The 24919-nt window shown below is 64.1% G+C and carries 20 protein-coding genes and 2 riboswitches; of the genes, 11 read left to right on the forward strand and 9 right to left on the reverse strand.

The window, feature by feature from the left end:
• Nucleotides 1–74 precede the first annotated feature (74 nt).
• The 3 genes from G8O24_RS00110 to G8O24_RS00120 all read right to left on the reverse strand — a co-directional run bounded on the left by G8O24_RS00110 (nt 75) and on the right by G8O24_RS00120 (nt 5263).
• Nucleotides 75–1691, reverse strand: coding sequence for a glycosyltransferase family 39 protein (locus G8O24_RS00110; protein WP_188095735.1), 1617 nt, complete (start codon nt 1689–1691; stop codon nt 75–77).
• Nucleotides 1692–1939: 248 nt separating this feature from the next.
• Nucleotides 1940–3550, reverse strand: coding sequence for an ABC transporter substrate-binding protein (locus tag G8O24_RS00115; protein WP_188095307.1), 1611 nt, complete (start codon nt 3548–3550; stop codon nt 1940–1942).
• A gap of 102 nt (nt 3551–3652) precedes the next feature.
• The gene (locus G8O24_RS00120) at nt 3653–5263 is read right to left on the reverse strand and encodes an ABC transporter substrate-binding protein (RefSeq protein ID WP_188095309.1); all 1611 of its coding nucleotides are present in this window, start codon (nt 5261–5263) and stop codon (nt 3653–3655) included.
• A gap of 268 nt (nt 5264–5531) precedes the next feature.
• Here G8O24_RS00120 and G8O24_RS00125 point away from each other — a divergent pair, with 268 nt between their 5' ends.
• From G8O24_RS00125 to G8O24_RS00165, 9 genes are all read left to right on the forward strand, one after another.
• Nucleotides 5532–6662: a M20/M25/M40 family metallo-hydrolase gene (locus G8O24_RS00125; RefSeq protein ID WP_188095311.1), complete on the forward strand. Its 1131-nt coding sequence runs from the start codon at nt 5532–5534 to the stop codon at nt 6660–6662.
• A 95-nt stretch (nt 6663–6757) separates the two neighbouring features.
• Nucleotides 6758–6861, forward strand: a riboswitch (glycine riboswitch).
• A gap of 3 nt (nt 6862–6864) precedes the next feature.
• Nucleotides 6865–6993, forward strand: a riboswitch (glycine riboswitch).
• A 68-nt stretch (nt 6994–7061) separates the two neighbouring features.
• The gene (locus G8O24_RS00130) at nt 7062–8363 is read left to right on the forward strand and encodes a D-amino acid dehydrogenase (protein ID WP_188095313.1); all 1302 of its coding nucleotides are present in this window, start codon (nt 7062–7064) and stop codon (nt 8361–8363) included.
• Nucleotides 8364–8545: 182 nt separating this feature from the next.
• A complete protein-coding gene (locus G8O24_RS00135; protein WP_188095315.1) occupies nt 8546–9487 on the forward strand; it encodes an ABC transporter permease in 942 nt (313 codons plus the stop codon).
• 20 nt (nt 9488–9507) lie between these two features.
• The gene (locus tag G8O24_RS00140; protein ID WP_188095317.1) at nt 9508–10395 is read left to right on the forward strand and encodes an ABC transporter permease; all 888 of its coding nucleotides are present in this window, start codon (nt 9508–9510) and stop codon (nt 10393–10395) included.
• Nucleotides 10396–10406: 11 nt separating this feature from the next.
• Entirely contained in the window at nt 10407–12056 is a 1650-nt protein-coding gene (locus tag G8O24_RS00145; protein WP_188095737.1) for an ABC transporter ATP-binding protein, read from the forward strand.
• 293 nt (nt 12057–12349) lie between these two features.
• Nucleotides 12350–13855, forward strand: a complete 1506-nt coding sequence (locus tag G8O24_RS00150) for a M81 family metallopeptidase (RefSeq protein ID WP_188095319.1) — start codon at nt 12350–12352, stop codon at nt 13853–13855.
• 14 nt (nt 13856–13869) lie between these two features.
• Complete coding sequence (locus G8O24_RS00155) at nt 13870–15033, forward strand: M20 aminoacylase family protein (RefSeq protein WP_188095321.1); 1164 nt, start codon at nt 13870–13872, stop codon at nt 15031–15033.
• 2 nt (nt 15034–15035) lie between these two features.
• On the forward strand, nt 15036–16457 hold the full coding sequence (locus G8O24_RS00160) for an amidase (RefSeq protein WP_188095323.1): 1422 nt from the start codon (nt 15036–15038) through the stop codon (nt 16455–16457).
• A 180-nt stretch (nt 16458–16637) separates the two neighbouring features.
• Nucleotides 16638–17528 (forward strand): crotonase/enoyl-CoA hydratase family protein, encoded by an 891-nt coding sequence (locus G8O24_RS00165; RefSeq protein WP_188095325.1) that lies wholly within the window; start codon nt 16638–16640, stop codon nt 17526–17528.
• Between the two features lie 109 nt (nt 17529–17637).
• On the opposite strand, the gene G8O24_RS00170 is transcribed toward G8O24_RS00165, so the two are convergent.
• From G8O24_RS00170 to G8O24_RS00180, 3 genes are all read right to left on the reverse strand, one after another.
• A complete protein-coding gene (locus tag G8O24_RS00170; protein ID WP_188095327.1) occupies nt 17638–18615 on the reverse strand; it encodes an NADPH:quinone oxidoreductase family protein in 978 nt (325 codons plus the stop codon).
• Nucleotides 18615–19223 (reverse strand): 2-hydroxychromene-2-carboxylate isomerase, encoded by a 609-nt coding sequence (locus G8O24_RS00175; protein WP_188095329.1) that lies wholly within the window; start codon nt 19221–19223, stop codon nt 18615–18617. The genes G8O24_RS00170 and G8O24_RS00175 overlap by 1 nt, the downstream gene beginning before the upstream one ends.
• 169 nt (nt 19224–19392) lie before the next feature.
• On the reverse strand, nt 19393–20094 hold the full coding sequence (locus G8O24_RS00180; RefSeq protein WP_188095330.1) for a glutathione S-transferase N-terminal domain-containing protein: 702 nt from the start codon (nt 20092–20094) through the stop codon (nt 19393–19395).
• 121 nt (nt 20095–20215) lie between these two features.
• Between G8O24_RS00180 and G8O24_RS00185 the strand changes: the two genes are divergently transcribed.
• Nucleotides 20216–21238, forward strand: coding sequence for a methionine synthase (locus G8O24_RS00185; RefSeq protein ID WP_188095332.1), 1023 nt, complete (start codon nt 20216–20218; stop codon nt 21236–21238).
• A 19-nt stretch (nt 21239–21257) separates the two neighbouring features.
• Here the strand turns inward: G8O24_RS00185 and G8O24_RS00190 are convergent, their stop codons facing one another.
• The 3 genes from G8O24_RS00190 to G8O24_RS00200 are packed head-to-tail and all read right to left on the reverse strand — an operon-like array spanning nt 21258 to nt 23220.
• Complete coding sequence (locus G8O24_RS00190; RefSeq protein WP_188095334.1) at nt 21258–21872, reverse strand: hypothetical protein; 615 nt, start codon at nt 21870–21872, stop codon at nt 21258–21260.
• A gap of 50 nt (nt 21873–21922) precedes the next feature.
• A complete protein-coding gene (gene gpt, locus G8O24_RS00195) occupies nt 21923–22450 on the reverse strand; it encodes a xanthine phosphoribosyltransferase (RefSeq protein WP_188095336.1) in 528 nt (175 codons plus the stop codon).
• A gap of 32 nt (nt 22451–22482) precedes the next feature.
• Nucleotides 22483–23220 (reverse strand): competence/damage-inducible protein A, encoded by a 738-nt coding sequence (locus tag G8O24_RS00200; protein WP_188095338.1) that lies wholly within the window; start codon nt 23218–23220, stop codon nt 22483–22485.
• 279 nt (nt 23221–23499) lie between these two features.
• Here G8O24_RS00200 and G8O24_RS00205 point away from each other — a divergent pair, with 279 nt between their 5' ends.
• Entirely contained in the window at nt 23500–24918 is a 1419-nt protein-coding gene (locus G8O24_RS00205) for a circularly permuted type 2 ATP-grasp protein (protein ID WP_188095340.1), read from the forward strand.
• Nucleotide 24919: the final 1 nt, after the last annotated feature.

Here is a 24919-nt window from a genome sequence, read left to right on the forward strand (position 1 = left end):
GGCGACTTCAATCCCCCGTTTGCGAGCAATGGGCTCGAGCAGCTTCGCGACAGCCATTGCTGACATACGCAGTCCTATTCCAGACTGCGCCTGCTCGCACTGAAATCATCCGCCGTGTTCGGAACTGGCGCGCTTTGCGGTGACCTGCCACCGTTCGCGCGCGGCGGGACCATCAACACCACGATATTCCGCGTCAGGCCGGGCCGGCCCCACAGCGATGCCTGCACGGTGAATTCCCGCCTGACAAGATTGCCGGCCCGGGACGAGACGGATTCCATCCAGCGGGCGCAATCGTCCTGGCCCTCGAAACACAGCGCAGCCCAGCCACGATCCAGCGTCGTCCTGCGCGGCATTCCCCAATCATATTGGTACTCGAACGGGCGCGCATAATGCGGATGATCCGGACTGTAGTAGGCCGTGGCAAAGGCGAGTGAATCATCGCCACTGACGGCGCCGAGCGGCTCGCCGGTCAGCTCACGCCACTGCCGGGTGAGTTCGCCTGCGGCTTGCGCGTAAAGATTCCGTCCCTCCTCATAGCCGTGGATGTTGCGATGGACGGCGTGGATCGGGGCCACGACCAGCACCGCGACGAGCGCAACGCCGGCAACCGTAACTGCGGCATTGACGGTGTAGAAGCGCTCAATCGGGTAGCGGGAGCCGCAGACGACGAGCACGACGAACAGGAACAGCCCCTGCAGGGCCCACAGCGACGGCAAGTCCGTACCCAAGGCGAGCGAGGTCAGCACCGGCAGGGCGATCGTGCCGATGGCAACGTAGAAGAGAAGCCGAAGGCGCGGGCTCATCGCGACGAAGTCGGCCGGAAATTGCTCGAGGCGCCGGCCCGCAATGAGCACCCAGATCAGGGCGGCGACGCTGATGGTCGCCACCAGTCCCAGCAGAAAATTCTTCACCTCACCGAGCGAGCTGAAGGTCGTGCCGTTGGCATGAGCCGCCAGCGCGTAGGTGAAGGTGGATGCGCCCGTGGTCGCGAGCCAGCTCATGTGCGGCGACAGCACCGCGAGCCCGGTGACGACCGAGATCCACGGCGAGGCAGAGGTGAAATAAACGCGCCGCGCCGGATGCGCCAATGCCGCAAAGGCAAAGCTCGCGACCAGGAAGACCGAATAATACTTCCCGACCATGGCGAGCGCCGTGGTGCATCCGACCGCAATTGCCCACAGGACCGAGCGGGTCTCGAACGCCCGTAGAAAACACCAAGTGGCGAGCGGCCAGGTCGCCAGCAACACGGAGTTGGCGTTGAAGCGCTGGGCGTGGAACTGATAGGCCGGCGTCAGCATCAAGAGCAGCAGCACCAGGATGCGCTTGTGCCCGGTCACGAACTGCCGCGCGACCAGGTCGACGAAAAACAGCGCAAGTCCCGCGTTCACCATCGCCATCAATTGCAGCGACCAGTCGCTGAGCGGAAAGACCGAGGTCCAGCTGGCGGCGATCCACCCCATCAGCGGCGGATGCTTGTGATAGCCCCACGCGAAATTCCGCCCCAGCGTCCATGCCTCCAGGGTGTCCGGATGCAGGCCGCTACCGGCATAGGCGATTGCCAGATACAGCGTCCAGACCGCAACGAAGCACGCAATGAGAAGCGGGACGGCCCAGCCCGTCTCCACACCGTCGAGCCAGCGCAAAAACGGCCGTCGCCAGCGCGCCGGCGCGCGATCGGACCGTTCGGCCATCGCCTGGAATGCAAAATCGATCGGCACGAGACTCAAATCAAAAGGGGGAGGCAGTTAATGCTGCGAAGCAAACCATCTATTTCAGATCAGAAACAAATAGCAACAATGGGAAACTGGAAGAGTTAAAGATGCGCCCCGCTCTCCGCGAAGGGCGATCGCCCAAGAAGGAAGGCAAAAGACAACGGCGCCGCTGATGGCAGCGGCGCCGCTTGATGGAGGGGCAGGATGCGTCCTTCCTGAGTTCGGCCTTACTCCGACTTGTCGATGTTCCAGAACACCGGGGTCGCCGGCCCGTCGATCACGCCGGAGATCGACTTCCGCCACGCGCTCGGCCCCTGAAACTGACCCAGCGGGATGTAAAGCACCTGATCGTAAGCTTCCTTCTGGATCTCGGTCGCGATCTTCTTCTGATCGTCGAGCGAGCCGGCGCGGACGAAGGCGTCCTTGAGCTGCTCGATCTTGGCATCCTCTGCCCAACCGAACCAGCCGCCCTTCTTGCCCTGCCCGCCGACAGCGACGTTGGAGATCGGGTTGACCGCGTCGGCACTGACCCAGTTCGTGATGAACATGTTCCAGCCGCCCTCCTTCGGAGACTTCTGGCTGGCGCGCCGGCTCACCACCGTCTGCCAGTCGGTCGCCTGCAAATCGACCTTGAAGCCGGCGTCGCGCAGTTGCTGGGCCACCACGATCGGTTGAGCCTTCAGCGTCAGCACGTCGCCCGGCGCCATCAGCACGACCGGTGTCCCGTCGTAACCGGATTCGGCGAGCGCCTTCTTGGCGGCGGCAATGTCGCCGCCCTTTGCCAGGGTCTCACCGCCGATCTCTGTTGCGAATGGCGTGTCGCAGATGAAGACCGCAGCACACGTCTTGTAATATTTGGGATTGCCGATCAGCGCATCGAGCACGTCCTTCTGGTTGACCGCCAGAAATGCCGCGCGGCGAACCTTGACGTTATCGAACGGCGGATGAAGAAAATTCATCCGCGCACCGGTCTGGAATCCGAACTTGTTCAAGGTCTCGGTTTTCAGCTCCTTGTCGGCTTCGATGGTTGGCAACATTTCGATGGCGGGATTTTCCATGAAATCGATGTCGCCCGACTGCAGCGCGTTCAACGCCGTCTGCGCGTCCGGCATCGTGATCCATTCGACCCGGTCGACCTTCACCACTTTGCCGCCGGCCGTCCAGCTCGGAGGCTCCTTGCGCGGCACGTAGTCGCTGTTCTTCTCGTAGACCGCCTTCACGCCCGGCTGGAATTCGGCCTGCACGAACTTGAAGGGTCCGGAGCCGATCTGCTCGGGGATCTGCTTGTCCGCCGGCGTCTCGGCGAGACGCTTCGGCATCATGAAAGCGACCCGCGAGGACGGCTTGCCGATCGAGTCCAGCACCAGCGCGTACGGCTCCTTCAGCTTCAGCGTGATCGTCTTGGAGTCGGTCGCCTCGATGCTCGCGGTGAACAGCATCATCTGCTGCCCCATGCCGTCGACCGCGGCCCAGCGCTTCAGCGAGGCAACGCAATCTTCGGCCGTCACCGGCGTACCGTCATGCCACTTCAGACCATCGCGCAGCGTGAAGACGTAGGTGAGCTTGTCCTCGGAGATCTTCCAGTCCGCCATCTGCGGCTGGATCTTGAAATTGGAGTCCGTCGCGATCAGCGTGTCGTAGACCATGTAGCCGTGATCACGCGAGATATAGGCGCTGGTGAAAATCGGATCGAGGACACGCAGATCCGAGTGCATCACGGCGGTCACGGTCTTGCCGGCGGCAAGAACAGGCGAAGCCATCGCCGTGGACAATGCGACGACTGAAAGTGCAAGGCTGGAGGCGAACGCGTGACGCCCCCGCCGCATGAATTGGAACATTGAAGTCCTCTTGGCGAGAGCGACGCCGCTGCAAACGCGGCGCCGCGCGATGAAAAAGACGAAGGGCGCGGAATGCGCCCTTCGCTCGTTTTTGATTTGGCCTTACTCCGACTTGTCGATGTTCCAGAACACGGGCGTCGCCGGGCCATCGAGCACGCCGGTCAGCGACTTCCGCCACGCGCTCGGCGCCAGGTACTGGCCGAGCGGCACGTAGATCACCTGGTCATAGGCTTCCTTCTGGATCTCGGTCGCGATCTTCTTCTGATCGTCGAGCGAGGCGGCGCGGACGAAGTCATCCTTGAGCTTCTCGATCTTGGCGTCTTCCGCCCAGCCGAACCAGCCGCCCTTCTTGCCCTGACCACCGATCGACAGATTGGCGATCGGATTGGACACGTCGGCGCTGACCCAGTTGGTGAAGAACATGTTCCAGCCGCCCTCTTTCGGGGGCTTCTGGCTGGCTCTGCGGCTCACCACCGTCTGCCAGTCGGTCGCCTGCGCATCAACCTTGAAGCCGGCTTCGCGCAGCAGCTGCACCGCAACGGTCGGCTGCGCCTTCAGCGTCACGACATCGCCGGGCACCATGACGACGACGGGCGTGCCGTCATAGCCGGACTCGGCCAGCAGCTTCTTGGCTTCCGCCATGCCGTTGCCCTTGACCAGCGATTCGGAGCCGACGTCGGTCGCGAACGGCGTGTCGCAGATGAAGAAAGCGCCACAGATCTTGTAGTATTTGGGATTGCCGACGAGCGCGTCGAGCACGTCCTTCTGGTTCATGGCCAGAAGCGCGGCGCGGCGGATCTTCGGATTGTCGAAGGGCGGATAGAGGAAGTTCATGCGGCCGAGCGTCTGGTAGCCGAACTTGTTCAGCGTCTCGACCTTGAGGTCGGGATTGCCTTCGAGCACCGGCAAGAGATCCCACGGCGGCACTTCCATGAAATCGATGTCGCCCGATTGCAGCGCGTTCACCGCGGTCTGCGCATCCGGCATGGTGATCCACTCGACGCGGTCGACCTTCACCACCTTAGCCCCGGCGGTCCAGCTCGCCGGCTCCTTGCGCGGCACGTAGTCGGTGTTCTTGACGTAGACCGCCTTCACGCCGGGCTGGAATTCGCCCTGCACGAACTTGAACGGACCGGAGCCGATCTGCTCGGGGATCTGCTTGTCCGGCGGCGTTTCGGCGAGGCGCTTCGGCATCATGAAGGGCACGCGCGAGGACGGCTTGCCGATCGACTCGAGCACGAGGCCGTAGGGCTCCTTCAGCTTCAGCGTGATGGTCTTGGCGTCGGTCGCCTCGATGCTGGCCGTGAAGGTCATCATCTGCTGGCCCATGCCGTCGACGGCGGCCCAGCGCTTCAGCGAGGCGACGCAGTCTTCCGCCGTCACCGGCGTGCCGTCATGCCACTTCAAGCCGTCGCGCAGCGTGAAAGTGTAGGTCAGCTTGTCGTCGGAGATCTTCCAGTCCGCCATCTGCGGCTGGATCTTGAAGTTCGCATCCGTCGTGATCAGAGTATCATAGACCATGTAGCCGTGGTCGCGCGTGATGTAGGCGGTCGTGAAGATCGGATCGATGATGCGCAGATCCGAATGCATCACCGCGGTGATGGTTTTTCCGGCTGCAAACACCGGCGAGGCCATCGCCGTCGCAAGCGCGACGACCGACAGTGCAAGTGTGGAGGCGAACGCGCGACGCCCCCGGCGCATCAAGCTCGACATAGAAAGCTTCTCCTGACGTGAAACTGTTCAAAGGCAGATCATTGATTGAGCATCAGGTTCGTTCTTTGAGCGAACTAACCTCATGCAATGCCTTTATCTTTCGAGACTTGCAGACAGTCTTGAGCGCGTCAATCCGGTTTCGGCGCAGCCCCTGGCGGCACGTGCACGGGCTCCACAAAGATCGGTTTGGCTCTACAACACTCCCCGCTAGTCTTGCCCGCACCAATGCAATGCGCGTTCCATCTTTCGAAGCCTGAGAGAAATTAAGATGAATCCAGCCAATCTTCCCTTCGATTCCGAGGCGATGCTCGAGGGCCTGCGTACCTGGGTGGAATGCGAGAGCCCGACCTGGGACGCCGGTGCCGTCAACCGCATGCTCGATATCGCGGCGCGGGATATGGCGATCATGGGTGCGACCATCGAACGCATCGCCGGCCGTCAGGGCTTCGGCGGCGTCATCCGCGCGCGCTTCCCGCATCCGAAGCAAGGCGAGCCGGGTATCCTGATCGCCGGGCACATGGATACCGTGCATCCGGTCGGCACCATCGAGAAGCTGAAATGGCGCCGCGAAGGCAACAGATGCTACGGCCCCGGCATCTACGACATGAAGGGCGGCAACTACCTCTCGCTGGAAGCGATCCGGCAGCTCGCGCGCGCCTCTTTCACCACGCCCCTGCCGATCACCATCCTGTTCACGCCGGACGAGGAAGTCGGCACGCCCTCGACGCGCGACATCATCGAGGCGGAGGCCGCGCGGAACAAATATGTGCTGGTGCCCGAGCCCGGCCGCGCCGACAACGGCGTCACCACCGGACGTTACGCCATCGCGCGCTTCAATCTGGAAGCGACGGGACGGCCGAGCCACGCCGGCGCGACGCTGTCGGCCGGACGCTCGGCGATCCGCGAGATGGCGCGGCAGATTCTTGCGATCGACGCGATGACGACGGAGGACTGCACCTTCTCGGTCGGCGTCGTGCATGGCGGTCAATGGGTCAATTGCGTTGCGACGACCGCGACCGGCGAAGCGCTGTCGATGGCGAAGCGCCAGGCCGATCTCGACCGCGGCGTCGAACGCATGCTGGCCTTGTCGGGCACCACCAACGACGTCACCTTCAAGGTGACGCGCGGCGTCACGCGGCCGGTGTGGGAGCCGGACGCCGGCACCATGGCGCTGTATGATAAGGCGCGCGGCATCGCCAAATCCCTCGGCGCGGAATTGCCGCATGCGAGTTCCGGCGGCGGCTCCGACGGCAATTTTACCGGCGCGATGGGGATTCCGACTCTGGACGGCCTCGGCGTGCGCGGCGGCAATGGCCACACGCTTGAGGAATATATCGAAGTCGAAAGTCTGGTCGAACGCGGCCGCCTGATGGCAGGACTGCTGGCGACGCTGGAATAAATTGAATCAATGTCGCACTGCACAATGCGTTGGCAGTCGCGGGCGAAATTTAGCCTTGTCTAAAAATAAGGCGCATCGTACTGCTCGATGGTCCACGCGACGATGCGGGAGAGATCGCATTGAGAGTTTCGACTTTCATTGCGGCGCCGACGGAGCAACCGCCCCGGAAACTCTCAGGCAAAAGGACTGTATCGTCAGGACGATCTGGAGAGAGACGGCACGATTGAAGTCGATCGTGACGTCCACCGAAGGGGATAGTCCGCATAGACCTTGTGAGGTCCGCCTTGCTGAGGTCCGTGCCGGATCAAGCTCTCAGGTAACCGTGACAGATGGGGCGCCGCCAACGGCTTTCGGGCCGGCGGTCAGCCGTCTCTAACTCACGGGAGCCCCGACTTTATCATGACCCATATCGCCATCATTGGCGCCGGCATTACCGGCGTAACGACCGCCTATGCCCTGCTCGAACGCGGCTACAAGGTGACCGTGCTCGACAGGCACCGCTACGCCGCGATGGAGACCTCCTTTGCCAATGGCGGGCAGCTCTCCGCCAGCAATGCCGAAGTGTGGAATAGCACCGCGACGATCCTGAAGGGCCTGCGCTGGATGTTCCGGCGCGATGCGCCGCTGCTGATGAACCCGCGGCCGAACTGGCACAAATATTCGTGGATGGGCGAGTTCGTCGCGGCCATCGGCAACTACCGCGCCAATACGATCGAAACGACGCGGCTCGCCATCGAAGCCCGCAGGCATCTGTTCGAAATCGCTGCGCGCGAAGGCATCGACTTCGACCTCGAACGCCGCGGCATCCTCCACATCTATCACGACAAGAAGGGTTTTGAGTCCGGCCTGCGCGTCAATGCGCTGTTGCAGGAAGGCGGTCTTGACCGCCGTCCGGTGACACCGGAGGAGATCTGCACGATCGAGCCGACGCTGCGCAAGCAGTATTACGGCGGCTTCTTCACACCCTCGGATGCGACCGGCGATATCCATAAGTTCACGCGCGGGCTGGCTGACGCCTGCAAGCGACGCGGCGCAACCTTCATCCACGACGCGAATATCGATTCCGTAGCGCAAGCCGGCGGCGGCTTCGCGCTCGGCTGGGCCGATCTCTCCGCAAGCGGCGCCACTGCCTCCGCGCGCGGCACGCTGAAGGTCGACGGCGTTGTCGTTTGCGCCGGCGTCGCCAGCCGTCACTTCGCGGCGATGCTCGGCGAGCGCGTCAACGTCTATCCGGTGAAGGGCTATTCGATCACGGTGCATCTCGATACCGACGACAGCCGCGACGCGACGCCAACCGTCAGCCTGCTCGACGAGGCCGCCAAGATTGTCACGAGCCGGCTCGGCGCCGATCGCTTTCGCGTGGCCGGAACCGCCGAGTTCAACGACTTCAACCGCGACATCCGCGCCGATCGCGTGCAGCCGCTGGTCGATTGGGTGCGCAGCAACTTCCCCGCCGTCGAGACCGCGCGCGTCGTGCCCTGGGCGGGCTTGCGACCCATGATGCCGAACATGATGCCGGTGGTCCGTGCGGGTCGGATGCCGGGCGTGTTCTTCAACACTGGCCACGGCCACCTCGGCTGGACACTTTCAGCCGCGACCGCTCAGATGATCGCGGGAACCATCGACGATTGGAGAGGGTTCAATGCGCCGCCGATCGCACCGACACTCAAGGTTGAGCGAGAGTATCGCCGTGCATCCTGAGTCGTCGCAAATCGACGCGGGGCGGCCCCTTGCGACCGCCCTGCCCTTGGCACACAATTTGCCCCAAGAGGACCGGTCTCCGGCCAACTCTTCCAGCCCGGTTAACAGGCGCGCATGATAGACACGACCGAATCCACGGGCGCCTCTCGGCCCCTTCAATTCCGCAGCCGGAGAGTAGGTGCATGCTAGGTTATCTCATTCGCCGCGTTCTGGCCGCGGTGCCCGTGATGGGCGTCGTCGCGCTTTTCGTGTTCCTGCTGCTGCGGCTGACGCCGGGCGATCCCGCCGCGATCCTCGCCGGCGACAATGCGACGCCGGAACGGCTGGAACGCATTCGGACCTCGCTCGGTCTCAACGAGCCCTTGATCGTGCAATTCATCACCTGGGTGAACAAGCTGCTGCATGGCGATCTCGGCACCTCGCTGATCTCCAACCTGCCGGTCATGAAGATGATCGGCCAGCGCGTCGAGCCGTCGATTTCGATCGCATTGTCCACCATCATCCTCGCCGTCATCGTCGCGGTGCCGCTCGGCGTCATCGCAGCGTGGAAGCACGGCACCTGGATCGACCGCTTCGTGATGGGGCTGTCCGTGCTCGGCTTCTCGGTGCCGGTGTTCGTGGTCGGCTATGTCCTGATCGAGGTGTTTGCGATCGACCTGCGCTGGGTGCCGGTGCAGGGCTTCAAGAGCATCTCCGCCGGCTTCGGGGCGTTCTTCGAACGCATCATCCTGCCGACCTGCGCGCTCTCCTTCATCTACATCGCGTTGATCGCGCGCATGACGCGCGCGGCGATGCTCGACGTTCTCGGCGAAGACTATGTGCGGACGGCGCGCGCCAAGGGCATCAACGAGGTCGCGGTGATGATGCGGCACGCGCTGCGCAACGCCGCAGTGCCCGTGATCACGGTGATCGGCACGGGCTTTGCGCTGCTGATCTCCGGCGTGGTCGTCACCGAGAGCGTGTTCAACATCCCCGGCATCGGCCGCCTCACGGTGGATGCCGTGCTGGCGCGCGACTATCCGGTGATCCAGGCGATGATCCTCCTGACCTCGCTGATCTACGTCGTCGTCAATCTCCTGATCGATGTCGCCTACACGCTGCTCGATCCCCGGATCCGGTACTAAGGCTAAGGACAACAACAGCAATGACGGTCGATAGCCTTCCCCAGTCCTCCATTCCGATCACGTCGCCACTGCGGCCACGCCTCGGATTCCTCACCTCGACGCCGATCATCGCGACCGCCACGATCCTGCTCGCGCTGGTCGTGGTGATCTCGATCTTCGCGCCGCTGATCGCGCCGCACGATCCGATCCAGCTTGCGCCCTCGCTGCGGCTCAAGCCCGCATCTGCGCAATTCCTGCTCGGCACCGACGCCTATGGCCGTGACCTGTTGTCGCGCGTGATCTATGGCGGCCGCATCTCGCTGCTGATCGGCATCGGCTCGGCGGTCCTGTCGATCGCCATCGGGCTCGCGATCGGCCTCGTCTCCGGCTTCTTCAAGCTGGTCGATTCCGTGATGATGCGCGTCATGGACGGCCTGATGGCGATGCCGAGCATCCTGCTCGCGATCGCCGTGGTGTCGCTGTCCGGCGCCAGCATCTGGACGGTGCTGGTTGCGATCACCATCCCCGAAATTCCGCGCGTGGCGCGCCTGGTTCGCTCGGTGGTGCTGTCGGCGCGCGAAGAACCCTATGTGGAAGCCGCGATCTCGGTCGGCTCGTCCTTGCCGAAGATCATGTGGCGGCATCTGATGCCGAACACGATCGCGCCGCTGATCGTCCAGGGCACCTATGTCTGCGCCTCCGCGATCCTCACCGAGGCCATTCTCTCCTTCCTCGGCGCCGGCATCTCGCCGGAGACGCCGACCTGGGGCAACATCATGGCCGAGGGCCGGCAGTACTTTCAGCTCAAGCCGACGCTGATCTTCTGGCCGGGCCTGCTGCTCTCGATCGCCATCCTCAGCATCAACCTGATCGGCGACGCCGCCCGCGACGCCCTCGATCCCCGCATGAAGCAGCGGGAGGGGAAGTGATGGCCGATCAAATGACCAACCCCGTTCTCGACATCAACAACCTCGTCGTCGCCGTCGGCAAGAAGCCGGGCGGGCCAAAGATCATCGACGGCATCTCCATCCAGGTGCACGAGCGCGAGACGCTCTGCCTCGTCGGTGAAAGCGGCTCGGGCAAATCCGTGACCTCGCTGACCACCATGGGCCTGCTGCCGAAGGGCACGCTGATGCCATCAGGCGGCAGCGTGAAGCTCGTCGGCGAGGAGATCCTCACCGCGACCGACCGCCGCCTGCGCCAGCTGCGCGCGACCAAGATGGCGATGATCTTCCAGGAGCCGATGACCGCGCTCAATCCGGTCGTGCCGGTCGGCCGCCAGATCGACGAGGTCCTGCGCGCCCACACCGATCTCGATGCGAAAGCGCGAAAGAAGCGCATCCTCGACATGATGGAGCAGGTCCACCTGCCCCAGGTCGAGCGCATCTTCGCCTCCTACCCGCACCGGCTCTCCGGCGGCCAGCGCCAGCGCATCATGATCGCGATGGCGCTGGTGCTGGAGCCGAAGCTGCTGATTGCGGATGAGCCGACCACCGCGCTCGACGTCACCACGCAGAAGCAGATCCTGTCGCTGATCCGCGAGCTGCAGCGCGATCACGGCACCGCCGTGTTGTTCATCACCCATGACATGGGCGTGGTCGCCGAGATCGCCGACCGCGTCGCGGTGATGCGGCAAGGCCGCCTGGTCGAGACCGGCCCGCTCGAGGCCGTGCTGCGCAACCCGACGATGGAATATACCCGCAATTTGCTCGCCTCGGTGCCGAGCCTGGTGCCCCGGCCGCCGCGCGAGGAAAGCCGCGAACCCGTCGTGCTCGAGGCCAACGAGCTCAGCAAGGTCTACAAGGAGCGCGCGTTCTTCGGCAAAGGCCGCGAGGTCGTCGCCGCCGACAAGGTGACGCTGACCCTACGGAAGGGTCGCACGCTCGGCATCGTCGGCGAAAGCGGCTCGGGCAAATCGACGGTGGCGCGCTGCATCGTGCGCCTGATCGACCCGACCTCCGGCGGCGTGCGCCTCGCCGGCCGCGAGATCTCGGACATCTCGCGCCGCCTGCTGCAGCCGCACCGGCAGAAGATCCAGATCGTGTTCCAGGATCCCTACCGCTCGCTCAACCCGCGCGTCAGCGTCGGCGAGAGCATCGCGGAAGGCCCGATCAATTACGGCGTCCCGCACGCCAATGCGATGAAGCGGGCGCGCGAACTGCTCGAACTGGTCGGCCTGCCGGCCGACGCCGTGTCGCGCTATCCGCACCAGTTCTCCGGCGGCCAGCGCCAGCGCATCGCGATTGCGCGCGCACTCGCGCTCGATCCCGACGTTCTGGTCGCGGACGAAGCCGTCTCCGCGCTCGACGTCTCGGTGCAGGCCCAGGTGCTGGACCTGCTCGACGAGATCCAGCAGCGGCTCGGCATCGCCATCCTGTTCATCACCCACGATCTGCGCGTCGCAGCGCAAATCTGCGACGAGGTCGTGGTGATGCAGCACGGCCGCGTCGTCGAACAGGGCCCGGCCGGCGAAGTGCTGACGCATCCGCAGCAGGCCTACACCAAGGCACTGCTGGATGCCGCACCGGGGCGGCACTGGGACTTTGCGAACTTCCGGCCGGTGTCGGAGGGCGTGGCGGCCACTATGTAGCTCCATCTTCGGTGTCGTCCCGGCGAAGGCCGGGACCCATACCGCGTGATCTGTCGATTGCGGGTGGTGCTGATCCCGAACGACCAATCTTCGCCAAACTCCTCCCTGGGGTTATGGGTCCCGGCCTTCGCCGGGACGACACTGAGAATTTGGAAGCGCCTTCTCAAACGACACGCATCCGTAGCATTCCCAAAACGTCTTGACCCCATGCATGGCGCGATTGCTTCCCGCCTTGCTCTCACGGCAAGGCCATGTCTAATTTCGCGCACTCTTGATGGACTGGACTTGAATTGATGACACGTATCGCCGTCGGCGGCTTCCTGCACGAGACCAACACCTTCGCTCCGACGAAGGCGACATTCGCGGACTTCCAGCATGGCGGCGGCTGGCCGGCGATGACGCAAGGGCCCGATGTGCTGAAGGTGATGCGGCGCATCAATGTCGGGCTGGCTGGCTTCGTCGACAGCGCGGAGGCCAATGGCTGGGAACTGGTTCCGACCATCGCCTGTGGTGCGAGCCCCTCCGCGCATGTTACGGAGGATGCCTTCGAGCGCATCGTGAAGGTGATGGTCGACGGCATCAAGGCGGCCGGCCCCATCGATGCGGTCTATCTCGATCTGCACGGCGCCATGGTGACCGAGCATCTCGACGACGGTGAAGGCGAGATTTTGTCGCGCGTGCGTCGCGTCATCGGCAGGGATATCCCGCTGGTCGCGAGCCTCGACCTGCACGCCAACGTGACACCGGCGATGATGGAATACGCGGACGCGCTGATCGCCTACCGCACCTATCCGCATGTCGACATGGCCGACACCGGCCGCGCCTGCGCAAAGCACCTCGCCCTGCTGCTGGAGACGAAGCAGCGTTTCGCAAAGTCGTTCCGCCAGATACCGTTCCTGATCGCGATCAGCTGGCAATGCACCAACGACTTCCCGACCAAGGGCATCTACGAACAGCTCGCTGCCCTGGAGAGCGATGCGGTTCCGACCCTCTCCTTCGCACCGGGCTTTCCCGCCGCCGATTTCCGCGATTGCGGACCGAGCGTGTTCGCCTATGGCAGGACGCAGGAAGATGCCGACCGCGCGGCCGATGCGATCGTCAAGCTGATCGAGAGCCATGAGGACGATTTCGACGGCAAGATCTGGTCGCCCGACGATGGCGTGCGCCACGCCATGGAACTCGCGAAGTCCGCGAGCAAGCCGATCATCATTGCCGACACCCAGGACAATCCCGGCGCCGGCGGCGATTCCGACACCACGGGCATGCTGCGCGCGCTGGTGCGCAACAGAGCGAGCGCGGCAACCGGCGTGATCTATGATCCGCAGTCCGCAAAAGCCGCGCATGCAGCCGGCGTCGGCGCCACCGTGACGCTATCGCTCGGCGGCAAATCTGGGATCGCCGGCGACGAGCCCTACACCGAGAGCTTCGTCGTCGAAAACCTCTCCGACGGCCGCTTCATCGCGTCCGGTCCCTATTATGGCGGCCGCGAGATGGAGATGGGGCCCTCCGCGGCCTTGCGGATCGGCGAGGTCCGCGTCGTCGTCTCCTCGCACAAGGCGCAGCTCGCCGACCAGGCGATGTATCGTTATGTCGGGATCGAGCCGACCAAGGAGAAGATCCTGGTCAACAAGAGCTCGGTGCATTTTCGGGCCGATTTCGAGCCGATCGCCGAAAAGCTGATGATCTGCGCCGCGCCGGGCGCGATGCCGGCGGATACGGCATCGCTGCCCTGGACGCGGCTGCGTCCGGGCATTCGCATCAAGCCGAACGGCCCCGTTTTCAATCCCTCCTCACGCTAACCGGACAGGACCACATGCCCACGATCGATCGCATCGACGGCTACGCCGACGAACTCACCGCCATCAGGCGCGACCTCCACGCCCATCCCGAGATCGGCTTCGAGGAAGTGCGTACCTCCGGTATCGTCGCCGACAAGCTGGCAAGCTGGGGCATCGAGGTACATCGCGGCCTCGGCGGCACCGGTGTGATCGGAATCATCAAGGGCAAGGGTTCCGGCAGCAAGCGCATTGGCCTGCGCGCCGACATGGACGCGCTGCCGATGGAGGAGAACACCAATCTGAAATGGTCTTCGAAGATCCCCGGCCGCTTCCACGGCTGCGGTCATGACGGCCACACCACCATGCTGCTCGGTACCGCGCGCTATCTCGCCGAGACCCGGAATTTCGACGGCACTGTGCACCTGATCTTCCAGCCGGCCGAGGAAGGCCTTGGCGGCGCCCGCGCCATGATCAAGGACGGGTTGTTCGAGAAGTTTCCGTGCGACGAGCTCTACGGCCTGCACAACGCGCCTGATCTGAACCACGGCGAGATCGCGATCCTGCCCGGCCCGGCCATGGCCGCCGCCGACTTCTTCGACCTGCGCATCACCGGCTACGGCGCGCATGGCGCGATGCCTGAGCGCTCCAAGGACGCGGTGATCATCGCAACCACGCTGGCGCAGGCGATCCAGACCATCGTCAGCCGCAACGTCGAGCCGCTACAGGCCGCCGTCGTGTCGATCACCCAGATCCATGCCGGCTCCGCCTACAACGTCATTCCGGGCGATGCGCATCTGTGCGGCACCATCCGCACCTTCTCGAAGGAGATCCGTACCCTGGTCAGCGAACGCATCCGCACCATCTGCGCCGGCATCGCCAGCGCCTATAATTGCGTGATCGACGTCGACATCCGCGACACCTTCAACGTGCTGGTCAACCAGGTCGAGCAGTCCAAGGTGGTCGAGGAGGTCGCGCGCACCGTGGTCGATCCCGCCAAGGTGATCACCCGCACCCAGCCGAAGATGGGCAGCGAGGATTTCGCCGACATGCTGGAGACCATTCCCGGCGCCTATTTCTGGGTCGGCCATGACGGCTCGGTGCCGGTGCACAATCCCGGCTTCGTGCTCGACGACAAGATCCTGCCGATCGGCGCCAGCATGTTCGCCCGCATCGTCGAAACGCGCATGCCGGTGGCCTAGGAATGCAGAAGAAGAGCGTCAAAGAGACGGTCACCTCGCTGCACGATCTGTCCGCGGTCGACCTGATCGCGGGCTATCGGGCCAAGCAGTTCTCGCCAAGCGAGGTGCTGGAGGATTTGCTCACGCATGTCGCTGCGTGGGAGCCGCATCTGAAGGCGCTCTATGCGTTCGACCCTGACAGCGCGCGCGAGACGGCGAAGGCCTCGACCGCGCGCTGGACCGGCGGCGAGCCGTCGGGCCCGCTCGACGGCGTGCCTGTCACGGTGAAGGACAACATCGCCACCAAGGGCGTGCCGGTGCCGCTGGGGGCAGCCAGCGTCAAGCTGGTGCCGGCCGAGAAGGATGCCCCGCCCGCCGCGCGGCTGCGCGAGGCCGGCGCCATCATCTTCGCCAAGACCACCATGCCCGATTACGGCATGCTGTCCTCGGGTCTTTCCTCGTTCCATGCGCTGGCGCGCAATCCCTGGGACCTTGCCAAGAACCCCGGCGGCTCCAGCGCCGGCGCGGGCGCTGCGGCGGCGGCCGGCTATGGTCCCCTGCATCTCGGCACCGATATCGGCGGCTCGGTTCGCCTGCCCGCCGGCTGGTGCGGCCTCGTCGGCCTCAAGCCGAGCTTCGGCCGCGTGCCGATCGATCCCACCTATGTCGGCCGCGTCGCCGGGACCATGACCCGCATCGTCGACGACTGCGCGCTGATGATGAGCGTGATCGCCAAGCCCGACCGGCGCGACGGCATGAGCCTGCCGGCGGAGCCGCTGAACTGGAAGGGGCTGGAAAAGTCTCCGCGCAAGCTGCGCATCGGCCTGATGCTCGATCCCGGCTGCGGCATGGCGCTGGAGAAGCCGGTGCGCGAGGTCGCAGTGAAGGCTGCGAAGGCATTCGAATCCGCAGGCAGCGTCGTCACCGAGGTCGACGGCATCCTGACGCGCGAGATGCTCGACGGCCTCGACAATTTCTGGCGCGCGCGGATGTGGGACGATCTGTCGAAACTGACGCCGGCGGAGCAGGCCAAGGTGCTGCCTTACATTTTCAAATGGGGCGAGTCAGGCGCGAAGCTGTCGGGTGTCGACGTCATCCGCGGCTTCAACCAGACCATGGCGATCCGCGCGGCGGCGTCAAAGCTGTTCTGCGAGCTCGACTATGTGATCTCGCCGACTGCGCCGAACGTGAACTACCCGGCGGAATGGGCCTCGCCCACCAATGATCCCATGAAGCCGTTCGAGCACATCGCCTATACCGTGCCGTGGAATATGTCGGAGAACCCGGCCGTCTCCATCAATGGCGGATTCGACGCCAAGGGATTTCCCATCGGCGTGCAGATCGTCGGTCGCCGCTTCGACGATCTCGGCGTGCTCGGCATGGCCAAGGCGTTCGAGGGCCTGCGCGGTCCGCAAAGGCCGTGGCCGAAGCCGCCTGCGAAGTAGGCTTCTCTCGTCATTCCGCGTTGCGCCCTCTTGGCGCAAGCCCGGAATCCATTCATCGGCACTACTGATGCCGAAAGATGGATTCCCAGGTGCGCAATTGCGCACCGGAGCTCGCGCGTCGCGCGCCCCGGAATGACGTGCTAGAGAGACCGACAACGATACAAAGGAAGGAAATCACCCATGGCGTATGAGACGATCAAATATGAGGTCGCCGAGCAAATCCTCACCATCACGCTGAACCGTCCCGACAAGCTCAACGCCTTCAACGCGAAGATGCAATCCGAGCTGATCGATGCGTTCGATGCCGCCGACAAGGACGACAATGTCCGCGCCGTCATCGTGACAGGCGCCGGCCGCGGTTTTTGCGCAGGCGCGGATCTGTCCTCAGGCGCGGATACGTTCGATCGCGACGCCCGGCGCGGACCGGTGAAGCGCTTCGCCGACGGCAAGGTCGATTACAGCGATCCGCAGGTGCGCGACGGCGGCGGCCAGGTCACCTTGCGCATCTTCAAATGCCTCAAGCCCGTCATCGCGGCGGTGAACGGGCCGGCGGTCGGCATCGGCGTCACCATGCAGCTTGCGATGGATATCCGCATCGCCTCCGAGGCCGCGCGCTTCGGCTTCGTGTTCTCCCAGCGCGGCATCGTGCCGGAGGCCGCCTCGAGCTGGTTCCTGCCGCGCATCGTCGGCATCTCGCAGGCGCTGGAATGGTGCTATTCGGGCCGCGTCTTCCCGGCGCAGGAAGCGCTTGCCGGCCGTCTCGTCAGCAAGGTCGTCGCGCCCGATGATCTGCTGCCGACCGCGCGCGCCCTCGCCAAGGAATTTTGCGCCAAGACGGCGCCGGTGTCGGTCGCGCTGATCCGCCAGATGATGTGGCGAATGATGGGCGCCGACGATCCCATGGAAGCCCACAAGGTCGACAGCCGCGGCATCTACGCCCGCGGCCGCTCGGAGGATGTCAAGGAAGGCGTGGTGTCGTTCCTGGAGAAGCGGCCGGCGCAGTTCAAGAACAAGGTGTCGAGCGACATGCCGGACTATTTCCCGTGGTGGACGGAGCGGGAGTATAAGTAGCTTCGTAGGGTGGGCAAAGCGAAGCGTGCCCACGCATTTTTCCTGATCGAGAGAGATGGTGGGCACGGCGCAAGAGCGCCTTTGCCCACCCTACCGCACTACGGCACCGTCACTGCATCACCAGCGCGACGCGCCCGATCGCCTTGCGATCGAGCAGCAGCCGCATCGCTTTTGCAAAATCTTCCAGCGGCAGGCGGTGGGAGATGTTGGGGCGCAGCTTGCCCTCCTCCGCCCATTGCAGCAGCGCTTTCAGCCGGATCTCGCCGAGGGCCTGATTTCGCCGCACAGCCTCGCCGGCGCGCACGCCGAGCACGCTGGCGCCTTTGATCAACAACAAATTGGTCTTGGCCGAGCCGATGCCGCCGGTAAAGCCGATCACCAGCAGCCGCGCGCCCCAGGCGATGCAGCGCATCGAGTCCTCAAAAACCTGACCGCCGACCGGATCGAACACCACATCAGCGCCGCGGCCGTCGGTGATGCGCTTGACCGCATCGCGAAACGGCTCCTGGTCATAGCGCACGAGATGGTCGGCGCCGCGCGATTTCGCAATTGCAAGCTTCTCGTCGCTGGATGCCGTCGCGATCACGGTAGCGCCCAGCATCTTGCCGATCTCGACGGCGGCCAATCCCACGCCGCCACCGGCGCCATGCACCAGCAGCACCTCCCCCGGCTCGACCCGGCCGCGATCGATCAGCGCATGATATGCGGTGCCGTGGCCGGCGAGATAGGTTGCAGCCTCGGCATAATCGAACGTCGACGGCATCGGCGTCAGCTGCGACGGCACAACCACGGCTTCGTCGGTGAAGGCACCGTGACGCATCTTCACAATGACCTTGTCGCCGACAGCGACGCCCCTCGCCTCCGCGCCGATTTCGGTCACGTCACCGGCAGCTTCCATGCCGGGCGTGAACGGCAGCTCGGGCTTGAGCTGATATTCGCCAGCTGCCATCAGCACATCAGGGAAATTCAGCCCGGCGGCGCGGATCGCAACGCGAACCTCGCCGGGCTCGAGAGCGCGCAAGGCAAACTCCTCCAGCCGCAACGTTTCGGGCGCACCGAGTGCGCGGCAGACGACGGCGCGCACCATCAAGCCGCGCTCGCCTTGTTGCGCAGCAGCGCCTCGCGGATCAAGGGCAGGCGATCATTGCCGAAATACATGTCGGTCTTGTTGACGAAAATCGTCGGCGAGCCGAAGCCGCCGCGGGCGACGACCTCTTCGGTATTGGCCTTGAGCTGGTCCTTGATCCCCTGCTCCGAAATCCCGGCGAAGAATTTCTGCTCGTCGACACCGACCTTCCTGCAGATCTCGGCGAGCACCGCATCCTGGGAGATGTCCTTGTCCTCGCCCCAATAGGTCTCGAACACTGATGTCGCGAATGGCACCATATCCTTGCCGAGCCAGATGCAGCCGCGCATCGCTTTCACGCTGTTCACCGGAAACACCGTCGGCGGCATCTTGATCGACAGACCCGCCGAGCGCGCCCAATCCTCCAGGTCTTTTTTCATGTAGCGCGCCTTCAGCGGCACCGGCTTCTCGCGCTGCGCGTAGACGCTGGGGTTGACCGTGTTGAAAATGCCGCCGACCAGGATTGGCCGCCAAATGATCTCCGCGCCAAGCTCTTTCGCCAGCGGCTGGATGTTGTGGAAGGCGAGATAGGTCCAGGGGCTGGAGCAGTCGAAGAAGAATTCGATCATAGCGGTTTCCTTTATTTGTATTCAGCTCGCTCTATCCTCCGTCATTGCGAGCGAAGCGAAGCAATCCAGAGTCTTTCTGCGGAAACAGTCTGGATCGCTTCGTCGCATCCGCGCAAAATTGCTCCGCAATTTTGTCGCGAGCTCCTCGCAATGACGAGGAGAGAGCGGCCTACCTCTTTCCCAACACTTCCTTAGCCCGCTGCCCGAACATGATCTTGCGTGATTCCTCGTCGAACGGCTCTTTCACAAACTTGCCAATCGCAAGCCCCGCCTGCACCTGCGGCCGGGCGCGGACCTCGGCGTACCAACGCTTCACGTTCGGGTAGTCGTCCAGCGTAAAGCCCTGCGCTTTATGGGTCATGGTCCAGGGGAAGCAGGCGATATCGGCAATCGAATACTCGCCGGCGACATAGGCGCCGGTCTTGGCGAGCTGCCGGTCGAGCACGCCGTAGAGCCGCGCCGCCTCGTCGCGATAGCGCTCGATCGCGTAAGGGATCTTCTCGGCCGCATAGAGCGCGAAATGGCCGTGCTGGCCGAGCATCGGGCCAAGACCCGCCATCTGCCACATCACCCATTGGATCGTGGTGGAGCGGCCGCGCAGGTCGCCGGGAAGGAAGCGGCCAGTCTTCTCCGCGAGATAAATCAGGATCGCGCCGGTCTCGAACGCCGAGAATGGCGCGCCGCCATCAGCGGGCTCGTGGTCGACGATGGCGGGAATACGGTTGTTTGGCGAGATCGCCAAAAATTCAGGGTTGAACTGCTCGCCGGCACGGATGTTGACGGGCTTCACCGTATACGGCAGCCCCAGTTCCTCCAGCATGATCGAGATTTTCCAGCCGTTCGGCGTCGGCGCGTAATAGAGGTCGATCATGACCTGTCCTCTGGCCTTCCCTGTCGCCGCCGCCGGAATAGAGGGCGACTTTTGTTGTTCTGTACCTCGACGTTAAGACATGGCAGACAGAGGCGCAATCACAACCCGCCGGGAGAGACCCATGCTGTTTCCAACGACGATCGCCGGCTCCCTGCCCAAGCCGGAATGGCTCGCCGAGCCCAACATGCTCTGGGCGCCCTGGAAATCGCAAGGTGACGAGTTGCTGCGCGCCAAGCGCGATGCGACGCTGATCTGGCTCAAGATCCAGGAAGACGCCGGCGTCGACATCGTCACCGAGGGCGAGCAGGCCCGGCAGCATTTCGTGCACGGTTTTCTCGAGAAGATCGAGGGCATCGATTTCGCCCACAAGGTCGAGATGGGCATCCGCAAGGATCGCTACAAGGCGATGGTGCCGCAAGTGGTCGCCCCGCTTCGGCTCAAGGACCGCGTCCATGAATTCGAAGCGCGCGTGGCACGCACGCACACGAAGAAGAAGCTGAAGTTCACCCTGCCCGGCCCGATGACCATCATCGACACGATTGCGGACCGTTACTATGGCGACCGCGTCAAGATGGCGTTCGCCTTCGCCGAGCTGCTGAACGAGGAAGCCAAGGCGCTCCAGGCCGACGGCGTCGATCTCGTGCAGTTCGACGAGCCCGCCTTCAACGTCTACATGGACGAGGTCAACGACTGGGGCATCAAGGCGCTGGAGCGCGCCGCGCAGGGCCTCACCTGCACCACCGCCGTACACATCTGCTACGGCTACGGCATCAAGGCCAACACCGACTGGAAGGAGACGCTGGGCGGCCAGTGGCGGCAGTACGAGCAGATTTTTCCTGCCATCGATGCCAGCCCGATCCAGCAGGTCGCAATCGAGTGCCGCAATTCCAAGGTTCCGCTCGATCTGCTCGCGCTGTTGAAGAACAAGATCGTGCAGGCCGGCGTGATCGACGTCGCCAGCGACACGGTCGAAACCGCTGAAGATGTCGTCAAGGTGATCGACGCGGTGTCGAAATTCGTGCCCAAGAGCAACATCATCGCCACCACCAATTGCGGCATGGCGCCGATGCGGCGCGAGATCGCCGAAGCCAAGCTGATGGCGCTCGGCGCCGGCGCCGCGCTGGCGCGGGAGAAACTGGGGTGATGGTTGTATCCAACCAACGCTAGGATAACGCGGTTGGGTGCAACACGGGCTGGTAGCCGGCATTCAGGGTGCGGAGTGTCGACGGCGGCGTGAGCAGCGTCGCGTCGTCAGGAAGATCCGCCGCGCTATATCCCGCCGGCGACCACAGCAAGGCCCTGCCCTGCGTGACCAGAAAACTCTGCTCGCCCCGCTGAACCATCGCGCCCTCCGGCAAGAGGTCGAGCGGCACCAGCAGCGCATGCAGCCGCTTCTTGCCGTGATCGAGCCGCTCGTGATGCAGCACGGTGTCGATGTCGTGCATACGCACGTCATGCACACGGTTGCCCTTCTCCCAGGCGGCGCGGAAGCGATTGGCATCGTCGCGGCGGCAGTAGAAGCAGGGGCGATGGCCGGCGGCGAGCGCAGTGGCCTCATCGAGGAAGAACAGCTCGGTCCAGCTTCGCTGCGCCATCACCTCGCGGCGTCGGCCGCGGAATTCGCAGGTGCAGGTGAGCCAGGCCGGCGAGGACCAGCGCTTCTTCAGCAGCGTCTTGGTGGCGGGATCATGGATGATGCCGCGATTGCCGGTGAACATCCCGCGATGCGGGGTGGCGATGATCTCGCCCGTGGGGGTGACGCGGTTCTGCAGGGGCATGGGCGCCTCCGCGCGTCATTGCGAGCGAAGCGGAGCAATGACGGGGATGGTCACGCCGCGCCGTCGCGCAGCGGCGGGTGGTACGACAACGCGGTATCCCAGGGGAAGAAGATCCAGGTGTCCTGCGAGACTTCCGTGATGAAGGTGTCGACCAGCGGACGGCCCTTCGGCTTGGCGTAGACCGTGGCGAAATGCGCATCCGGCAGCATCTCGCGCACCAGCTTGCCGGTCTTGCCGGTGTCGACGAGGTCGTCGACGATCAGCAGGCCCTTGCCGGTGCCGCCGCCGAGCTTCATCGCCTGGTCTGAAATGCCCTTCAGGACCTGGAGCTCGCCCTGCTTGTCGTGATCGTAGCTGGCGATGCAGACCGTATCGATCACGCGCAGGCCCAGCTCACGCGCCACGATCGCGGCCGGCACCAGGCCGCCGCGGGTGATCGCGATCACGGCGTGGAACGGACCGACCTCGTTGAGCCGCCAGGTCAGCGCCCGGCAATCCCGGTGGAACTGGTCCCACGACACCGGAAAGGGCCTGCCAGCCCGCTCCTGCGCGCTCAGTTCGGGTGCTTCACCAGCCATCGTCGTCTCCCGCTTTCGTCTGCCGGCATTTGCTACCGGGTGATGTTCAATCCCGCCAGCATTTCCTTCACCGCCGCCATCGCTGCGGCGAGCTTGTCCGCATCGCGCGAGCGCACCACGAGATTGGTGTTCGGCTTCTGCTCCTCGTCCGTGAACGGATAGCTGCCGATGATGGTGTCGGGGTGGGCGGCGGCGATCGCCCGCAAGGGGCCGCCGATGTCGCCCTCCCGCGCATTGGCACGGACCGATTCGGACAACATGCGCACGCCCGATTTCAGCTTGGGCGAGACGATGTCCATCATCGCCTGCATGATCGAGGGGACGCCAGCCATGACGATGACATTGCCGATCTTGAAGCCGGGAGCGAGGATGGTCGCGCTCTGGATCAGTTCGGCACCGTCAGGGATGCGGGCCATGCGCAGCCGGGCCTCGTTGAGGTCCTGCTCGCTCCAGCGCTCCCTGAAACGGGCGACCACCTCGGGGTGGTGGTCGATGCCAACGCCAAAGGCCTTGGCGACGCTGTCGGCGGTGATGTCGTCATGGGTCGGCCCGATGCCGCCGGTGGTGAAGACATAGGTGTAGCGCTGCCGCAGTGCATTCAACGCCGCGATGATGTCGTCCTCGTCGTCGGAGACGACCCGGACTTCCTTCAGGTCGATGCCGATATTGGTCAGGTATTCGGCGATGAAGCCGATATTCTTGTCCTTGGTCCGGCCGGACAGGATTTCATCCCCGATGACCAGAATGCCTGCCGTGACGATCTCGCTCATGCCTTAAGTCCCTCACCTCTGGTCCCGACTTTGCCGAGGTAACGCGTTGAAGTCACGCGGTTTTGCTGCCGAAATAAGCAATCCTCAGCCATTTTTTCAGGCAGCTTTCCGGCTGTCCCCGGCAAATGACCCTTCTCAATGCTTATAGCGCTGGCCCGGCCCTTGCTACCTCTTCAAAGTCATGCACTCTTGCCGCATGGCCACAGGACGTTGCGGTCTACACTGGGACCTCTCCGGCCTGACCATTGGCGCAACGCCTGGGGAGAACAGTCGGGATCTATGGCAGTCGCGTTTGACGAAATGAATATTCCGGGTGGGGACCTTCGCCCCGCCTATCAGGAGCTGGCACGCTGGCTCAAGGAGACGCCTCCCGAGGCGCTTGAATACCGCCGCCAGGAGGCCGAGCTCCTGTTCCGCCGCATCGGCATTACCTTCGCGGTCTATGGCGATTCCGAATCCACCGAGCGCCTGATCCCGTTCGACGTGATCCCGCGGATCATGTCCGGCAAGGAATGGACGGTGCTGGAAAAGGGGCTGAAGCAGCGCGTCAAGGCGCTGAACATGTTCCTGCGCGACATCTATCATGGCCGCGACATCCTCCGCGCCGAGGTCGTGCCCGAGGATCTGATCTTCCAGAACCCGGTCTTCCGGCCGGAAATGAATGGCCAGCAGGTGCCGCACGACGTCTATGTGCACATCGCCGGCATCGACATCGTCCGGGTCGATGCCGAGGACTTCATCGTGCTGGAGGACAATGCGCGCACGCCCTCCGGCGTGTCCTACATGCTGGAAAACCGCGAGATCATGATGCGGCTGTTTCCGGATCTGTTCGCCCGCCACAAGGTGGCGCCGGTCGAGCGTTATCCGGACGAGCTGCTCTCGGCGCTCCGTTCGGTGGCGCCGCACAGCGCCTCGAGCGAGCCGACGGTCGCGCTGCTCACGCCGGGCGTCTACAACTCCGCCTATTACGAGCACTCCTTCCTCGCCGACAAGCTCGGCATCGAGCTCGTGGAAGGGCGCGACCTCGTCGTCAAGAGCAACGAAGTGTTCATGCGGACGACGGAAGGCTTGAAACGGGTCGACGTGATCTATCGCCGCGTCGACGACGATTTCATCGACCCCCTCACCTTCCGTCCCGACTCCGTGCTCGGCGTGCCCGGGCTGATGTCGGCCTACGCGGCCGGCAACATCACGCTCGCCAACGCGGTCGGCACCGGCATCGCCGACGACAAGGCGATCTACTCCTACATGCCCGACATCGTGAAATTCTATCTCGGCGAGGAGCCGATCCTGAAGAACGTGCCGACCTGGCGATGTCGCGAGCCGAAGGATCTGGCCTACGTGCTGGACAATTTGAACGAACTCGTCGTCAAGGAAGTGCACGGCTCCGGCGGCTACGGCATGCTGATCGGCCCCGCCGCGACCAAGGCGACCATCGAAGCGTTCCGCGAGAAGCTGAAGCGCGAGCCGGAGGGTTTTATCGCCCAGCCGACGCTGGCGCTTTCGACCTGCCCGACCTGCACGGCCTCAGGCCTAGCCCCGCGCCATGTCGACCTGCGGCCGTTCGTGCTGACGGGCAGCAAGACCACGACGATCGTGCCGGGCGGCTTGACGCGTGTGGCGCTGAAGGAAGGTTCGCTCGTGGTGAATTCGAGCCAGGGCGGCGGCACCAAAGACACCTGGATTTTGGACGAGTAGA

The organism is Bradyrhizobium campsiandrae (assembly GCF_014529705.1).
In the GTDB taxonomy this organism is placed as follows: domain Bacteria; phylum Pseudomonadota; class Alphaproteobacteria; order Rhizobiales; family Xanthobacteraceae; genus Bradyrhizobium; species Bradyrhizobium campsiandrae.

Excerpts from the sequence above, each read along its gene's own strand:
- G8O24_RS00110 (WP_188095735.1), bottom strand. The coding sequence starts at position 1,691 with ATGGCCGAACGGTCCGATCGCGCGCCGGCGCGCTGGCGACGGCCGTTT.
- G8O24_RS00115 (WP_188095307.1), bottom strand. The coding sequence starts at position 3,550 with ATGTTCCAATTCATGCGGCGGGGGCGTCACGCGTTCGCCTCCAGCCTT.
- G8O24_RS00120 (WP_188095309.1), bottom strand. The coding sequence starts at position 5,263 with ATGTCGAGCTTGATGCGCCGGGGGCGTCGCGCGTTCGCCTCCACACTT.
- G8O24_RS00125 (WP_188095311.1), top strand. The coding sequence starts at position 5,532 with ATGAATCCAGCCAATCTTCCCTTCGATTCCGAGGCGATGCTCGAGGGC.
- G8O24_RS00130 (WP_188095313.1), top strand. The coding sequence starts at position 7,062 with ATGACCCATATCGCCATCATTGGCGCCGGCATTACCGGCGTAACGACC.
- G8O24_RS00135 (WP_188095315.1), top strand. The coding sequence starts at position 8,546 with ATGCTAGGTTATCTCATTCGCCGCGTTCTGGCCGCGGTGCCCGTGATG.
- G8O24_RS00140 (WP_188095317.1), top strand. The coding sequence starts at position 9,508 with ATGACGGTCGATAGCCTTCCCCAGTCCTCCATTCCGATCACGTCGCCA.
- G8O24_RS00145 (WP_188095737.1), top strand. The coding sequence starts at position 10,407 with ATGACCAACCCCGTTCTCGACATCAACAACCTCGTCGTCGCCGTCGGC.
- G8O24_RS00150 (WP_188095319.1), top strand. The coding sequence starts at position 12,350 with ATGACACGTATCGCCGTCGGCGGCTTCCTGCACGAGACCAACACCTTC.
- G8O24_RS00155 (WP_188095321.1), top strand. The coding sequence starts at position 13,870 with ATGCCCACGATCGATCGCATCGACGGCTACGCCGACGAACTCACCGCC.
- G8O24_RS00160 (WP_188095323.1), top strand. The coding sequence starts at position 15,036 with ATGCAGAAGAAGAGCGTCAAAGAGACGGTCACCTCGCTGCACGATCTG.
- G8O24_RS00165 (WP_188095325.1), top strand. The coding sequence starts at position 16,638 with ATGGCGTATGAGACGATCAAATATGAGGTCGCCGAGCAAATCCTCACC.
- G8O24_RS00170 (WP_188095327.1), bottom strand. The coding sequence starts at position 18,615 with ATGGTGCGCGCCGTCGTCTGCCGCGCACTCGGTGCGCCCGAAACGTTG.
- G8O24_RS00175 (WP_188095329.1), bottom strand. The coding sequence starts at position 19,223 with ATGATCGAATTCTTCTTCGACTGCTCCAGCCCCTGGACCTATCTCGCC.
- G8O24_RS00180 (WP_188095330.1), bottom strand. The coding sequence starts at position 20,094 with ATGATCGACCTCTATTACGCGCCGACGCCGAACGGCTGGAAAATCTCG.
- G8O24_RS00185 (WP_188095332.1), top strand. The coding sequence starts at position 20,216 with ATGCTGTTTCCAACGACGATCGCCGGCTCCCTGCCCAAGCCGGAATGG.
- G8O24_RS00190 (WP_188095334.1), bottom strand. The coding sequence starts at position 21,872 with ATGCCCCTGCAGAACCGCGTCACCCCCACGGGCGAGATCATCGCCACC.
- gpt (WP_188095336.1), bottom strand. The coding sequence starts at position 22,450 with ATGGCTGGTGAAGCACCCGAACTGAGCGCGCAGGAGCGGGCTGGCAGG.
- G8O24_RS00200 (WP_188095338.1), bottom strand. The coding sequence starts at position 23,220 with ATGAGCGAGATCGTCACGGCAGGCATTCTGGTCATCGGGGATGAAATC.
- G8O24_RS00205 (WP_188095340.1), top strand. The coding sequence starts at position 23,500 with ATGGCAGTCGCGTTTGACGAAATGAATATTCCGGGTGGGGACCTTCGC.